The 12453-nt window shown below is 65.6% G+C and carries 14 protein-coding genes; 10 read left to right on the top strand and 4 right to left on the bottom strand.

Annotated features, from left to right (window positions below):
• The first annotated feature begins 33 nt into the window (after positions 1-33).
• Positions 34-1038 (top strand): LLM class flavin-dependent oxidoreductase, encoded by a 1005-nt coding sequence (locus NGM15_RS09445; protein WP_253429981.1) that lies wholly within the window; start codon positions 34-36, stop codon positions 1036-1038.
• 105 nt (positions 1039-1143) lie between these two features.
• Here NGM15_RS09445 and NGM15_RS09440 read toward each other — a convergent pair whose 3' ends face one another.
• Positions 1144-1608, bottom strand: a complete 465-nt coding sequence (locus NGM15_RS09440; RefSeq protein WP_253429978.1) for a DUF7992 family protein — start codon at positions 1606-1608, stop codon at positions 1144-1146.
• A gap of 107 nt (positions 1609-1715) precedes the next feature.
• Between NGM15_RS09440 and NGM15_RS09435 the strand changes: the two genes are divergently transcribed.
• Positions 1716-2504, top strand: a complete 789-nt coding sequence (locus NGM15_RS09435; RefSeq protein ID WP_253429974.1) for an HAD-IIA family hydrolase — start codon at positions 1716-1718, stop codon at positions 2502-2504.
• Between the two features lie 66 nt (positions 2505-2570).
• Positions 2571-3629, top strand: a complete 1059-nt coding sequence (locus tag NGM15_RS09430) for a S66 family peptidase (protein ID WP_253429971.1) — start codon at positions 2571-2573, stop codon at positions 3627-3629.
• A 54-nt stretch (positions 3630-3683) separates the two neighbouring features.
• On the opposite strand, the gene NGM15_RS09425 is transcribed toward NGM15_RS09430, so the two are convergent.
• Entirely contained in the window at positions 3684-4631 is a 948-nt protein-coding gene (locus NGM15_RS09425; protein WP_253429967.1) for an NAD-dependent epimerase/dehydratase family protein, read from the bottom strand.
• 115 nt (positions 4632-4746) lie between these two features.
• Positions 4747-5193, bottom strand: coding sequence for an acyl-CoA thioesterase (locus NGM15_RS09420; RefSeq protein WP_253429964.1), 447 nt, complete (start codon positions 5191-5193; stop codon positions 4747-4749).
• A gap of 123 nt (positions 5194-5316) precedes the next feature.
• Between NGM15_RS09420 and NGM15_RS09415 the strand changes: the two genes are divergently transcribed.
• The 7 genes from NGM15_RS09415 (at position 5317) to purM (ending at position 11569) form a co-directional block, all read left to right on the top strand.
• On the top strand, positions 5317-5559 hold the full coding sequence (locus NGM15_RS09415; protein ID WP_253429961.1) for a hypothetical protein: 243 nt from the start codon (positions 5317-5319) through the stop codon (positions 5557-5559).
• Positions 5560-5668: 109 nt separating this feature from the next.
• Positions 5669-7444 (top strand): TraB/GumN family protein, encoded by a 1776-nt coding sequence (locus NGM15_RS09410; RefSeq protein WP_253429958.1) that lies wholly within the window; start codon positions 5669-5671, stop codon positions 7442-7444.
• Positions 7441-8082: a zinc metalloprotease gene (locus NGM15_RS09405; RefSeq protein WP_253429955.1), complete on the top strand. Its 642-nt coding sequence runs from the start codon at positions 7441-7443 to the stop codon at positions 8080-8082. The genes NGM15_RS09410 and NGM15_RS09405 overlap by 4 nt, the downstream gene beginning before the upstream one ends.
• Positions 8083-8161: 79 nt before the next feature.
• Entirely contained in the window at positions 8162-8863 is a 702-nt protein-coding gene (locus tag NGM15_RS09400; protein WP_253429953.1) for a hypothetical protein, read from the top strand.
• Between the two features lie 93 nt (positions 8864-8956).
• Positions 8957-9874, top strand: coding sequence for an acetamidase/formamidase family protein (locus tag NGM15_RS09395; protein ID WP_253429950.1), 918 nt, complete (start codon positions 8957-8959; stop codon positions 9872-9874).
• A gap of 95 nt (positions 9875-9969) precedes the next feature.
• Positions 9970-10365 (top strand): DUF7344 domain-containing protein, encoded by a 396-nt coding sequence (locus tag NGM15_RS18915; RefSeq protein WP_425494439.1) that lies wholly within the window; start codon positions 9970-9972, stop codon positions 10363-10365.
• A 163-nt stretch (positions 10366-10528) separates the two neighbouring features.
• Positions 10529-11569 (top strand): phosphoribosylformylglycinamidine cyclo-ligase, encoded by a 1041-nt coding sequence (purM, locus tag NGM15_RS09385; RefSeq protein ID WP_253429945.1) that lies wholly within the window; start codon positions 10529-10531, stop codon positions 11567-11569.
• Positions 11570-11664: 95 nt separating this feature from the next.
• On the opposite strand, the gene NGM15_RS09380 is transcribed toward purM, so the two are convergent.
• A complete protein-coding gene (locus tag NGM15_RS09380; RefSeq protein ID WP_253429943.1) occupies positions 11665-12444 on the bottom strand; it encodes a DUF5803 family protein in 780 nt (259 codons plus the stop codon).
• Positions 12445-12453 lie beyond the last annotated feature (9 nt).

The following is a 12453-nucleotide window of genomic DNA, read 5'->3' as shown; positions in this document are numbered from 1 at the left end:
ACGACTTTACCTCCCTCGTGCAATTTTTCCACCATGCAACTCGGCACCGGGCTGTTCACGTGCCAACAGCGGCCGGACGACGACCGCTCGATGAGCGAGCTCTACGACGAGGTCCTCGAGCTTGGCCGGGCAATCGACGACGCCGGCCTCGACAGCGCGTGGGTCTCCGAACACCACTTCGCCGAGGACGGCTACCTCTCGGCAACGATGCCAACCCTTGGTGCGCTCGCCGCCGCGACCGAGGACATTGAAATCGGGACCTGCATCGCCCTCGCGCCGCTGTACGACGGCGTGCGCCTCGCGGAGGACGCCGCGACCGTCGACCTGCTCTCCGGCGGGCGGATGACCCTCGGACTCGCCATCGGCTCCAATCCTCGGGAGTTCGACGCCTTCGGCATCCCCCGCGAGGAACGGGTCGAGCGCCTGGCCGACCAGGTCGGCCTGTGTCGGGCTGCCTGGTCCGAAGGCCCGCTCGAGTACGACGCGCAATTTCACGACGTCTCCCCCGACGTGACCGTCACGCCAAAACCGGGCGGCGACGTGCCGATTATGCTCGGCGGAAAGGCCAAACCAGCCGTCAGGCGGGCCGCGCGCACCGCCGACGCCTGGTGTGCGCCCTCGTCGCTCTCGCTCCGGGGCCTCGAGAAGCGCGTCCAGGACATTCGAAACGTACGCGAGGAGGAAGGACTGGACGACGACTTCGGCATCTACGTCATCAAGCACGGCTTCGTCGGCGACTCCCGCGAGGCGGCCTGGGAGACCATGCGAGACGGGTACCTCTATATTCAGCGACGGTACGCCGAGATTTTCTCGGGCGAATCGGTTGAGGAACTCCCCGCAGAGCGCAAGCAGGAACTGAAAGAGCAGGCGATCTTCGGCACGCCGGAGCAGGTCACCGAGGAACTCGAGACGCATCGGGAGGTGCTGGGCGACGACGTCCACGTGATCTTCCGGACGTACCATCCAGGTACCGACACCGAGGCCATGCGCGAGTGCATCTATCGGTTGGGTGAGGAGGTCGCGCCCGAACTCCGCTGACGTCTTCCTGACGTTTCTGGCGCGGTTTCCGTAGATCCCGGGTCGCTGTTCCTCGCGGTCTGTTTCTCGGTGTTTCTCGGACCTGTGAGTGGCCGACTCGAGCGTCTAGAAGTCCGGTAGGTCCTCCGGCGGCTCGTACTCGGCTTCCCAGTCGATGTAGTCGTCCTTGAGGATCTCACAGACCAGTTGCCCGAACTCCGTGAGTTCGGCGTTGATCGAGGAGACGGTGCCCCAGGAATCGAGTGCTGGGTGATACTCCGTCTCCTGCCAGTCCTCGGGAATGCCCGGCGCGTGGTAGCCGACGCGGTCGGCGAAGTCGTCCCAGAAGAAGTCGAACTGGGCGAACAGGCCGAGGTCGGTCGCGATCTCGAACGCTCGTGGCTCGAGGTCGGCGTCCTCGCGCCAAGCGTCGAAAGCCTCCTTCCAGGCGCCCTCCTCGAGGAACGCCTGGAGTTCCTCGCGGCGGTAGTCGATGTCGTCGGGTTCGCCGACGACGGTCGCGTCCTCGTACTCGTTGGGGTCGACGTAGGAGAGTTCGGGCGGATCCGGGGGCTCGACCTCGAGTGTCATGGCCGATGGTACGGCCGGGGTGTGAATAAGGATTGGTACAGCCATCTCGCGCCAGCGCGAACACCGAGACCCGAAGGCTCAACACGCTCGCGCGCCAGGTGCCGGCCATGACGCGCTACGAGGCGGTGATCCTCGACGTCGACGGGACTCTCGTCCGCGGCGACCGACTGCTGCCGGGTGCGACCGTAGGCATCCGAGCGATCGACGACGCCGGCTGCGACCGCCTGTTGTTTTCGAACAACCCGACCCGCGGGGCGGCCCACTACGAGGAGCGACTGTCGGCGCACGACCTCGCCGTCGACCCGCATCGAGTGCTCACGTCCGGGACCGTCGCTGCCGAGTTTCTCGCGGATACGCACCCGGAGGCGTCCGTCTTCGTCGTCGGGGAGTCGCGACTCGAGACGTTGCTCGAGAAATCCTCGCTCGCCGTGATCGACGACCCGCGGGAGGCGGCCGTCGTCCTCGGTTCGATCGACCGCGACCTGACCTACGACGACCTCGGCCACGCTTTGACGGCGCTCGAGCGCGCAGACGCGTTCTACGGGACGGACCCGGACGTGACGATTCCGACCGACGGAGGGATGGTACCCGGATCCGGAACGATCATCGCCGCAATGGAGGCGGTTGCGGACCGCGAGGTCGACGGCATCCTCGGCAAGCCCTCGAAAATCGCGGCCGACGCCGCGTTCGAGCGCCTGGGTCTGGAGGGCAGCCCGGAGCGAACCCTCGTCGTCGGCGACCGGTTGAATACGGACATCGAACTCGGCATGCGGGCTGGCACGGACACTGCGCTCGTAACGACTGGTGTGGCGAGTCGCGCCGATGTCGCGGCCGCCGACCTCGAGCCGACGTACGTCCTCGATTCGCTGGCGGAACTCGAGGACCTGCTCGGCTGACCCGGACCGTGCTATCTCCTCGCAACCCTGGCATAGTTTCTTGAGCCGACCGGCACAGTCACACCTATGGACGATCAGGAGTTCGTCACGCCACCGCCGGTCGAGCGCGGAAGCCGGATCGCCGTCGTCGCCCCGGCGTCGAATCCCGCACTCGAGGCACCTCACGTCTACGAACTGGGACTCGAGCGCCTGCGGACCGTCTTCGACCTCGAGCCGGTTGAGTATCCGACCACGGAGATGGGCCGGGAGGAACTCTACGAGAACCCCGAATCGCGAGCGAGGGACGTGATGGACGCCTTCGCGGACCCCGACGTCGACGGGGTAATTGCCGTTATCGGCGGCAACGACCAGATCCGGATGCTCTCACACCTCGAGCCGGACGTCCTCCGCGAGAACCCAACGCGATTCTACGGCTACAGCGACAACACCAACCTCGCGACGTACCTGTGGAACCTCGGGATCGTCTCGTTCTACGGCCCCGCGGTGATGGTCGAACTGGCGATGGACGGCGAGATGTTCGATCACACCATTGAGTACGCCGAACGGGCGTTCTTCGAGGATTCTATCGGGACGGTCGAACCGGCCCAGCGATTCACCGACCAGCCCGGCAACTGGGCCGATCCCAAGGCCCTCGAGGAGCCACGTGAGACGGAAGCGAGCGACGGCTGGCACTGGTCGGGCGGGAACGACGCCGTCTCCGGACGGGTCTGGGGTGGCTGTCTCGAGATCATCGACCAGCAGTTCCTCGCGGACCGGTACCTCCCCGAGGATGACGCCTTCGAGGGGGCCGTGCTCGCGCTCGAGACCTCCGAGGAGGTCCCCGTTCCCGAGTGGGTCGCCGGCGTGTTGCGCGCATTGGGTGAACGGGGCCTGCTCGAGCGGTTTTCAGGGGTCCTCGTCGGTCGACCCGCGTCACGGTCACACGAGGAGGACCGGCCGCCGGAGTGGCGCGAAACCTACCGGGAGCAACAGCGCGAGGTCGTCGCGGACGTCTTCGCGGAGTACAACCCCGACGCGCCGGTGGTGCAGGGACTCGAGTTCGGGCACGCGTGGCCGACGGTACCGATCCCCATCGGCGGTCGGGTCGAGATCGATCCCGTCGACGAGACGGTTCGGTTTCCGTAGGATCTGAAGGGCGGGGAAGGGGCGAACTCGGACTCGACGGATCGTCCTGGATCGTCAGGGCCACCGGAGATCTCCGACGCCGAACGGCTCGAGTTGTGGCAGTCCCGCCTCGATTCGCCGTCTCGAGCACGGCCGGGTTGGCTCGAGGACCTCCGGCAAGGGATCGCACACGGCTTTCGGCGCCGGCTCCGTCGCTTCTTCGGCGAGCATTCGGACGCCGGCGGTCGTCACGACCGGCGTCTCGAGAATCCGTTCCTGAGCCCAGGCCGAGACGAGGTGTGCCCGAACCGGCGCGGGGACGACGATAGGATTCCGTCCGATTGCGTCGCCCACACGCTTCACGAGTTCCGCGACCGTCAGTTCCTCCGGGCCCGTGACGGCGACCGTCGTCTCCGAGAGCCGATCCTCGACGATCGACGCCGCCAGCACGTCGACGAGGTCCTCGATCGCGACCGGCCGAATCCGTCGCTCGCCGAGTCCGACACGCGGAAACACCGGGACGGTCGCGAGCGAGCGGGCGATTCCCCACAGCATCCGATCCCCCGGTCCGTAGACCACGCCGGGTTTGACGACCGTGTACTCGAGTCTCGATCGGCGGACGATTCGTTCGGCTTCCCACTTCGACTGGTGGTACGCCCACCCGCAGTCCGGACGGGCGCGCAGGTAGCTCGTGAGGAGGAGTTTCGAGACGCCCGCGTCGGTCGCCGCCTCGACGACGTTCCTCGTCCCGTCGACGTGGACGGCCTCGTACGTCTGTGCCCCGCGCTCGTGATTGATCCCGGCGAGATGCGCCACGGCCTCGCAGTCGACGAACGCTTCGCGTAGCGTCCGCTCGTCGGTCACGGCGGCTGGGACGAATTCGACGTTCTCACGCTCGAGCAGGTCGACGTTTCGCTCGTCAACCCCTCGAGCGATCAGCACGAGATCGTGCCCGTCGTCGCCGAGGCGTCGAGCCAGGTGTGACCCCACGAATCCGGTGCCACCCGTGATCGCGATTCTCATCGTCGGGGCTGACGGTGCTCGTCGGGTTAGTAGCGTCGGTCGCGTTCCGTCGGTGGGGCGATGGGTGGTCCGGTACTGACCTCCCAGTATGGACGCGGTCCGTGTCACCGACCGCTCAGCGATCGCCAGTATCGTACTCGAGGGCCTCTCGATGCAACTGCTCGCCGCGCTCGGATTCGATCGTCAGATCCGGAACCGGCGTCGGCTGGCTGGCGTCGTCGACGGCGACGAACGTGAAGACCGACTCGGTCGTCTTCTCGCGCTCGCCCGTCCGGAGGTCCTCGCGGTAGGTCCGGAGTCGCGTCTTTATGCTCGTCCGCCCGGCCTCGAAGACGTACGCCGAGATGAACGCCACGTCGCCGACCTGGATCGGCCGCTCGAAGTTCATTCGGTCGACCCGGGCTGTGACGCAGGTCTCGCCCGAAAACCGCATCGCCGACATCGCCCCAATTTCGTCCATCCAGAGCATGACGTTCCCCCCGTGGGCCGTCTCGAGGTTGTTCGAGTGATTTGGCTGGACCATCTCGCGATTTTCGATCAACGTCTCCAGGAGCGCGGTCATCGCTGCTGGCTTCTCCGCCGGGGAATCAGTTTCTTTCGATCGGGTTCGATCACCTGAGACGTGCCTCGAGTCTCAGCACCAGCACTTATGACGGTCGCGTGCGGACTCGAGACGAACGAACTAATGGGTACTCGAGACAGTGGCAGAGATAGAGACAGCTACAGAACCCTTCGTCGATGGCTCGGGATTCCCGGTCAGTTACTCGTCGGCGGCCTCGTTCTTACCGCTATGCTCGGTCTCGCGTGGCTGGCCGCGCGGTCGATCGACAGCCTGACGTTCCGTCTGGCGGGGATCGCCGTGCTTGGCCTCGTCCTTCCGGCGCTGCTTCTCGAGGTGGCCGCACTGACCGGTGGTCGTCGACGGTGATCAGGAACGGTTGGGTTCGGAACCGACGTCGGCTGCGTCCGTGCACTGCTCGAGGAACATTTCGTCCCCCTTCGATACTGGTAAAAGCCGTGAGCGAGTTACCCCGACAATGAGCGATGCAGGTGACGCGACCGTTCCGGACCCGCCCGAACCACCGGAACGCAGTCGTGGCTCGATTCACGTTCTCGGGACGGCCCACGTCTCCCAGCGGAGCGTCGACGACGTCCACGAGACGATCGACCGCGAGGACCCCGACGTCGTCGCCGTCGAACTCGACGAGGGGCGGTACCGCCAGATGCAGGGCGGCACGCCCGACGACATCGAAGCGAAGGATCTCCTGAGCGGCAACACCGTCTTCCAGTTTCTGGCCTACTGGATGCTCTCGTACGTCCAGTCTCGCCTCGGCGAACAGTTCGACGTCGAACCCGGCGCCGACATGAAGGCGGCCATCGAGGCGGCCGAGCGAAACGGCCACGGCGTCGCCCTCGTCGACCGGGACATCCAGGTGACGATCCAACGGTTCTGGGCACGTCTCACCGGCACCGAGAAGCTCAAGATGGTCGGCGGGCTCGCCCTCGGGGTCACCGACCCCCGGACGCTTTCGGTCGCATTCGGCGGGGTGTTCGGTCTCGCCCTCGGACTCCTCTTCGGAACCCTGTTCGCCACCACGGCCGGCCTCGAGAGCGCACTCGGCCTCGGAATTACGAATCCGACGATGCTCCAGTACGTGGGGGCGCTCGGCATCGGGCTGATCGGCGGGCTGTTCGTCGGATTGCTCTTTCTCCCGTCGCTCGAGCACGCGGGAGAGTACACCGGTGGCTTGCTCAGCGGGTCCTCGCTCCGGGTGGTTACGGGTGCCATGCTCGGCGTCGTCGGAATGGGGGTACTGGTCGCCACCGAGACGTTCGTCGGCCCGTTCGACGCCACCGCGCTCGAGGCGGCCGGGGACTTCGCTATTCGTGGCATCGTCAGCGGACTCGTCGGACTCGGGATCGGCGTCGCCGTCGGCGTGGCCGTCGGTCTCCTGCTCGAAGCGCTCACGTCGGACGTCGAGAACATCGAGGAGATCGACATCGAGGAGATGACCGACGGGGACGTCGTCGCCGCCATGATGGAGGAGTTCCGCCGGTTCAGTCCGAGCGGGGCCAACGCGCTGATCGACGAGCGAGACGCCTTCATCGCCCACAAACTCCACACGCTCAGAGGGCAGGGATACGACGTCGTCGCCGTCGTCGGCGCCGGCCACAAGGCCGGTATCGAACGCTACCTCGCGGCGCCCGAGACCTTGCCGTCCATGGAGTCGATCACGGGAACGGCATCGAGTCGTCGGTTCTCGATCTTCAAAGTCATCGGCTATCTCGTGATGGTCGCGTTCGTCGGCTTCTTCTTCCTCCTGTTGATGGCCGGCGTCCGAGACATCTTCCTGCTCAAGGTGTTTCTCGCGTGGTTCCTGTTCAACGGCGTCTTCGCGTTCACGCTGGCTCGCCTGGCCGGGGCACGCTGGACCAGCGCCGGCGTCGGCGGCGCCATCGCCTGGCTCACGAGCATCAACCCGCTGCTGGCTCCCGGCTGGTTCGCCGGGTACGTCGAACTCCGGTACCGCCCGGTGAACGTCACGGACATCAGGACGCTCAACACCATCATCGGCGACACGTCGAAACCCATCACGGAGTCCATCGAGGAGATGTTCGACGTGCCGCTGTTCCGACTCATCATGATCGTCGCGCTGACGAACGTCGGGAGCATGATCGCGACGTTCCTCTTCCCGCTGGTCGTCTTACCGTGGCTGGCGGGCGGTGAACTCGGCGGGGTCGACGCGTTGATGAACGAACTCATCAGGGGCGCCCAGAACAGCCTCGAGCTGATCTACGAGGTCCTCTCGTGAGCTACGAGCGACCCTCCCCGCTCACATTCACCGATCGGGAACTGTTCGACCTGGCACTCGCGTGGATCGTCCTGAGCGTCGCGTTCGCCCTCCTGCTCGCCCCCATCCACCTCGGACTGGCTTCGCCAGGCCACTTCGCGATGATGATCGCGCTGAGCTTCGTCACCGTCGGCGTCGCGTTCTTGCTCCACGAACTCGCTCACAAGGTCGTCGCGGTTCGTTTCGGCCAGGTTGCGGCCTTTCGAGCCGACTACCAGATGCTCTTTCTGGCGATCATGAGTGCGCTGATCGGCTTTCTCTTCGCCGCGCCGGGCGCCGTCTACCACCGGGGGCAGATCACCTACCGCGAGAACGGGCTGATCTCGGTCGCCGGCCCGGTGACGAACCTGGTCCTGGCCGGGCTCTTCTTGCCAGTATTCGTCGGGACGCGGGCGCTCGAGGGACCCGCACTCCTCCAGCAAATCGGGCACATGGGCGTCCTGATCAACCTGTTCCTGGCCGCGTTCAACATGATCCCCTTCGGGCCGCTCGACGGCAAGTCCGTCCTCGAGTGGAGCAAGCCCGTCTTCGCGGTGACGTTCGCGACGTGTGCCGGCCTGCTCGCGCTGTTTTATCTCGAGTTCGGCCTCCCGTTCTAATATCGGTCCGTTCTTGTAAGCTAAAACGTCGATTTTAGCCTTCATTGGCTTTTTCACCCCTGTTTTCGTACGAATGAGTATGAACAGGCGAGCGATACTAGCCGCACTCGGTGCCACGACGGCGGCCACGGCGGGCTGTCTGGCCGACGAAGCCAGTCCCTCGAGTGTGGACGACGGAAACGGCGCTGAAAACGGTGGAAACGGTGACAACGATGGAACTGACGGTGGTAGCGGGGACGAGAGCCGCGTTCTCGAGGCGTTCGACGGCGAGCCGACCCGGCCCGAGTGCGACATCGAGTCGGAGACGGTCGAGGTAGAGTACGGGGATGACCACGAAGAGTACGAGACGGCCGAAACGATCCCCTACCCCGTCATTCCGGAGGGATTCGACGAAGAGGCGGTGATCGATTACCTCATCGCGTTCGACGAAGCGTACCTCACTCACGACCTGCTGTGTGCCCGATCCGGCTCGGATCGAATCCTCCGCATCGGGCACAGCGTTCGAGAACGCGAGACCTTCGACTGGCACGAGGGAGTCACGACCGTCTTCTTGCTGCGTGCGGCCGGCGCGACAGCGGGTGTCTCCGATGACGGAGCGGTCTGGGAGGCCGACATCGGATTCAGCGCGGTCGTCTACGCCATCGACAGGGGTGGCGTCGCGAGAGCCGACTACCGGGACGCGGGTGCTGCCCTCGACCCGGAGGAACCCGAGACTACGGCGCCGGATCCTCTCGAGGACGGGACGCTGGTGGCGACGTTCGAGGGTGGGGTGACGTTCTGAGCACTCGAGGGCCGCCCGTCGGGCTGGAACGGTCGACGGCCACGAACGATCACGCGGTTTGATGGCCGGGGCACGCCTCTCTGCACTCGAGCCATGACCGATATCGAAACCGATCACACGATCAGCTACGAGGACGGCAAACTCTACGAGTTCACCCCCGACCTCGAGCCAGCGATCACCGTCGAGTCGGGTGACAGCCTGACCGTCGAGACGGCCGACAGCCTCGAGGGCGCGATCCAGGACGACGCGGACGTCCTGGAGGCGGTCCCCGAGGAGGTGAACGCGGCGACGGGCCCTATCGCGGTCGAGGGAGCCTCTCCAGGAGACGTCCTTCGGGTCGGTATCGAGGAGATACGCATTGCGGAGGACGCGGGCCGGGTCGTCACCATCGACGGTTTCGGGTTGCTCGACGGTCACGAGAACGTCGAGTCGCCGCGATCGAAGATGACGCCGGTCGACGACGGCAGCCTCGCCTTCGCGGACCTCGAGGTTCCGCTCGCGCCGGTAATCGGCACGATCGGCGTCGCCACCGCCGAGGACAGCTACAGCACGCTCGTACCTCACGACCACGGCGGCAACCTCGATACGACCGATATCACGACCGGCAACGCGGTCTACTTCCCCGTCTTCCAGGAGGGTGCTATGCTCGCGATGGGCGACTGCAAGGCCGCGATGGCCGATGGCGAGATGTGCGGCACCGGCGCCGAAATCGCCACCGAGATCGACGTCACCCTCGACGTGCTCTCCGACCCTGCGACGAGCCTCGAGCGCCCGCTGGTCGAGACGAGCGACGCCTGGAAGTCGCTGGCGAGCGCCGAGACGCTCGAGGCAGCCTGCGAGCTCGCGAACCAGGATGCCATCGCGTTGCTTGGCGCCGAGCACGACTTCGACGATACCGAGGCGTACATGTTCTCGAGCCTAGTTGGCGGCCTCGAGATCAGCCAGGTTGTCGACCCGCTGGTTACGGTTCGGAACGCCGTCCCGAAGGCCTACCTCTCGAGTCCGTTTTGATCGGGTAGCGACTCGAGCGGCTGGCGGTCCACTGTCGTTGTCGTTGCGTGTTCCGTCGATATTGTCTGGATGCGGCACCCTGTCGGCGAATCTGCATGGTTAGGAACAGTCCTCACCTCGATCCTCGAGAAGGGACTGGTACGATGTCGAAAACACGACCGACGGTTCGTAATCGAGAGGCAGCGTATCGGATACTCACGAACCCCCGACGACGACGGCTCCTCACTATACTCACGATGCGAGGGCAGGATACAGTCGATGGCCTCGCTGAGGCGATCTCGAGACGGGAGTGTCTGCCGGACGACGACGCCGAGGACCGTCGGCGCGCTCGACGGGACGTTCACGTTTCGCTCGTCCACGTGCATCTGCCGATGGTAGCAGATCACGGGCTCGTCGAGTACGACAGGGACGAGGGCGACGTTGCATTACTCGAGAAGGCGGAGTCCGTCACGTCCGAGGGCGCCCTCGAACTGGCTGTCGGTGACGCCTGACCTCGAGCGGTTGATCGAACTGCCGAACGCCACGCTGCCGTACTCGACAATGCCGCACTCGACACCGCCGCACGCGATGCTGCCGCTCGCCGTAGCGTCCGTCGCCCGCCTACTCCGACGCTGGACCGGTGACCTTTTGCCCTCGCCCCGTGCTCTCTCGAGCATGACCAACGAGGCGAACGAGGCAGGGGGTGGTTCCGGCGGTGGCGACGGAGACGGCGACGACAGTGATGGCGAGCCAGAGGAACTCACCTACGCCGAGACGGGCGTCGACATCGACGCTAGCGAAGACGCCACGGCCGCGCTCCTCGAGGCGTTCGGGAGCGGCATAACGACCGAGTACGCCGGCCTGCTCGACATCGGCGACCGCTACCTCGCGCTGGCGACCGACGGGGTCGGCACCAAGCTCCTCGTCGCCGAGGCCATCGAAGACTTCTCGACCATTGGTATCGACTGCATCGCGATGAACGTCAACGACCTCGTCGCCGCAGGCGTCGAACCGGTCGCGTTCGTCGACTACCTCGCGGTCGACGAACCCGACGACGACCTCACCGCCGAAATCGGTGAAGGGCTGGCGGCCGGCCTCGAAGAGGCGAACCTCACGCTCCTGGGCGGCGAAACCGCGGTCATGCCCGAGGTCGTCACAGGCTTCGACCTCGCCGGAACCTGCGCCGGTCTCGCGCTCAAAGACGAAATTCTCGATGAAGACGCCGAGGCGGGCGACGTCCTCGTCGGCTTCCCCTCGAACGGCATCCACTCGAACGGCCTCACGCTCGCCCGCGAGGCTGTGACCCGGAACCACGACTACGGCGACACCTTTCCGCTGGACCCCGAGGTCACCATCGGCGAGGAACTGCTTCGACCGACCCGTCTGTACACGCACTTACTCGAGCCGATGCGCCGCCACGACGTTCGGGCTGCCGCACACGTCACGGGCGGCGGCTGGACGAACCTGCTTCGGATGGGCGAGAATCGCTACGTGATCGAGGATCCTCTGCCGATTCAGCCGATCTTCGAGTTCGTCGCCGAGGAGGGGAACGTCACCGACGAAGAGATGCACCGCACCTTCAATATGGGTACTGGCTTCGTGGTTGCCCTGGACGAGTCGGACGCCGAGGCGCTCGTCGACGAGACGGACGGCGAGATCATCGGTCGCGTCGAGGAGGGCGACACGGTCGAGATTCGCGGCCTCTCGCTGTCCTGAGCGTCACGGCTCGATTTCTCGTTCCTGGATCACGCCTCGAGACCTTCCCGATCCGGGCCTCGACTTCTCGCCTCTGTACCCACGCGTCGAGCCGCCTACATCCCCGGCGGCGGCCCCTTTCCGGAGTCGTCCTCGAGTTCGACATCGAGGCCCATCGACTTCCGCTTCTCTTCGAGGGCCTTGACCTTCCGGTAGTAGTAGGCGACGCCAGCGCCGCCGACGGAGACGACCACCAGAACGACGCCGGCGAAGATGAAGACGTCTCGCCCCAGATAGTACCGAATCGAGAGCGAGCTATCGACGTGGTCCCATCGGAGGTGCTCCTGGTCGTCGACGACCTCCCGTTCGTGTCCGCCCGGGTTCACCGACCCGAAGAGATAGTTCGTCGATCGATAGCCTGGAGGGAGGATGACCTCGTAGGAGCCGTCGACGTACGCCGGCAGGTAGAACCGCCCCTGGCTCGCGGATCCGGTGAACGCCAGCGTCCCGTTGCCGTCCGGAACCCTGATGTCGGTGCTCGAGCGGTCCTGGTCGACCTCGAGTTCGGAACCGGTGAGTTCGGTGCCGTTCGGGTACCAGTAGCGGACGGCCCGAACCTCGAGTGGCTCCTCACGGTAGAGCGTCGACCGGTACAGCGACAGGTCTTCGGTGTCGTTCAGGTCGTAGACGGCGCGAAACTCCCCGTCGCTGACGAACGACCCGCTCTCGACCTCGATGGCGACGTCCGCCTCGCGGTCCCGAAGGTCGTCGTACGACTGGGACTCATCGAGGGTCTCGTCGGAGATGCCGCCAAAGAGCATCGTACACCCGGCAGTCGTCGCGAGCAGGGTGACGGCGAGCGTTGCGAGGACGAGGCGACGGTTGACCGTTCTCATGGCTTGCGG

Origin of the sequence: Natronosalvus halobius, assembly GCF_024138145.1 — an archaeon.
GTDB classification, from domain to species: domain Archaea; phylum Halobacteriota; class Halobacteria; order Halobacteriales; family Natrialbaceae; genus Natronosalvus; species Natronosalvus halobius.
Note: the sequence above shows the minus strand (reverse complement) of the source record. Positions and strands in the feature narration are given on the sequence as shown.

Excerpts from the sequence above, each read along its gene's own strand:
- NGM15_RS09445 (WP_253429981.1), top strand. The coding sequence starts at position 34 with ATGCAACTCGGCACCGGGCTGTTCACGTGCCAACAGCGGCCGGACGAC.
- NGM15_RS09440 (WP_253429978.1), bottom strand. The coding sequence starts at position 1,608 with ATGACACTCGAGGTCGAGCCCCCGGATCCGCCCGAACTCTCCTACGTC.
- NGM15_RS09435 (WP_253429974.1), top strand. The coding sequence starts at position 1,716 with ATGACGCGCTACGAGGCGGTGATCCTCGACGTCGACGGGACTCTCGTC.
- NGM15_RS09430 (WP_253429971.1), top strand. The coding sequence starts at position 2,571 with ATGGACGATCAGGAGTTCGTCACGCCACCGCCGGTCGAGCGCGGAAGC.
- NGM15_RS09425 (WP_253429967.1), bottom strand. The coding sequence starts at position 4,631 with ATGAGAATCGCGATCACGGGTGGCACCGGATTCGTGGGGTCACACCTG.
- NGM15_RS09420 (WP_253429964.1), bottom strand. The coding sequence starts at position 5,193 with ATGACCGCGCTCCTGGAGACGTTGATCGAAAATCGCGAGATGGTCCAG.
- NGM15_RS09415 (WP_253429961.1), top strand. The coding sequence starts at position 5,317 with ATGGGTACTCGAGACAGTGGCAGAGATAGAGACAGCTACAGAACCCTT.
- NGM15_RS09410 (WP_253429958.1), top strand. The coding sequence starts at position 5,669 with ATGAGCGATGCAGGTGACGCGACCGTTCCGGACCCGCCCGAACCACCG.
- NGM15_RS09400 (WP_253429953.1), top strand. The coding sequence starts at position 8,162 with ATGAACAGGCGAGCGATACTAGCCGCACTCGGTGCCACGACGGCGGCC.
- NGM15_RS09395 (WP_253429950.1), top strand. The coding sequence starts at position 8,957 with ATGACCGATATCGAAACCGATCACACGATCAGCTACGAGGACGGCAAA.
- NGM15_RS18915 (WP_425494439.1), top strand. The coding sequence starts at position 9,970 with ATGGTTAGGAACAGTCCTCACCTCGATCCTCGAGAAGGGACTGGTACG.
- purM (WP_253429945.1), top strand. The coding sequence starts at position 10,529 with ATGACCAACGAGGCGAACGAGGCAGGGGGTGGTTCCGGCGGTGGCGAC.
- NGM15_RS09380 (WP_253429943.1), bottom strand. The coding sequence starts at position 12,444 with ATGAGAACGGTCAACCGTCGCCTCGTCCTCGCAACGCTCGCCGTCACC.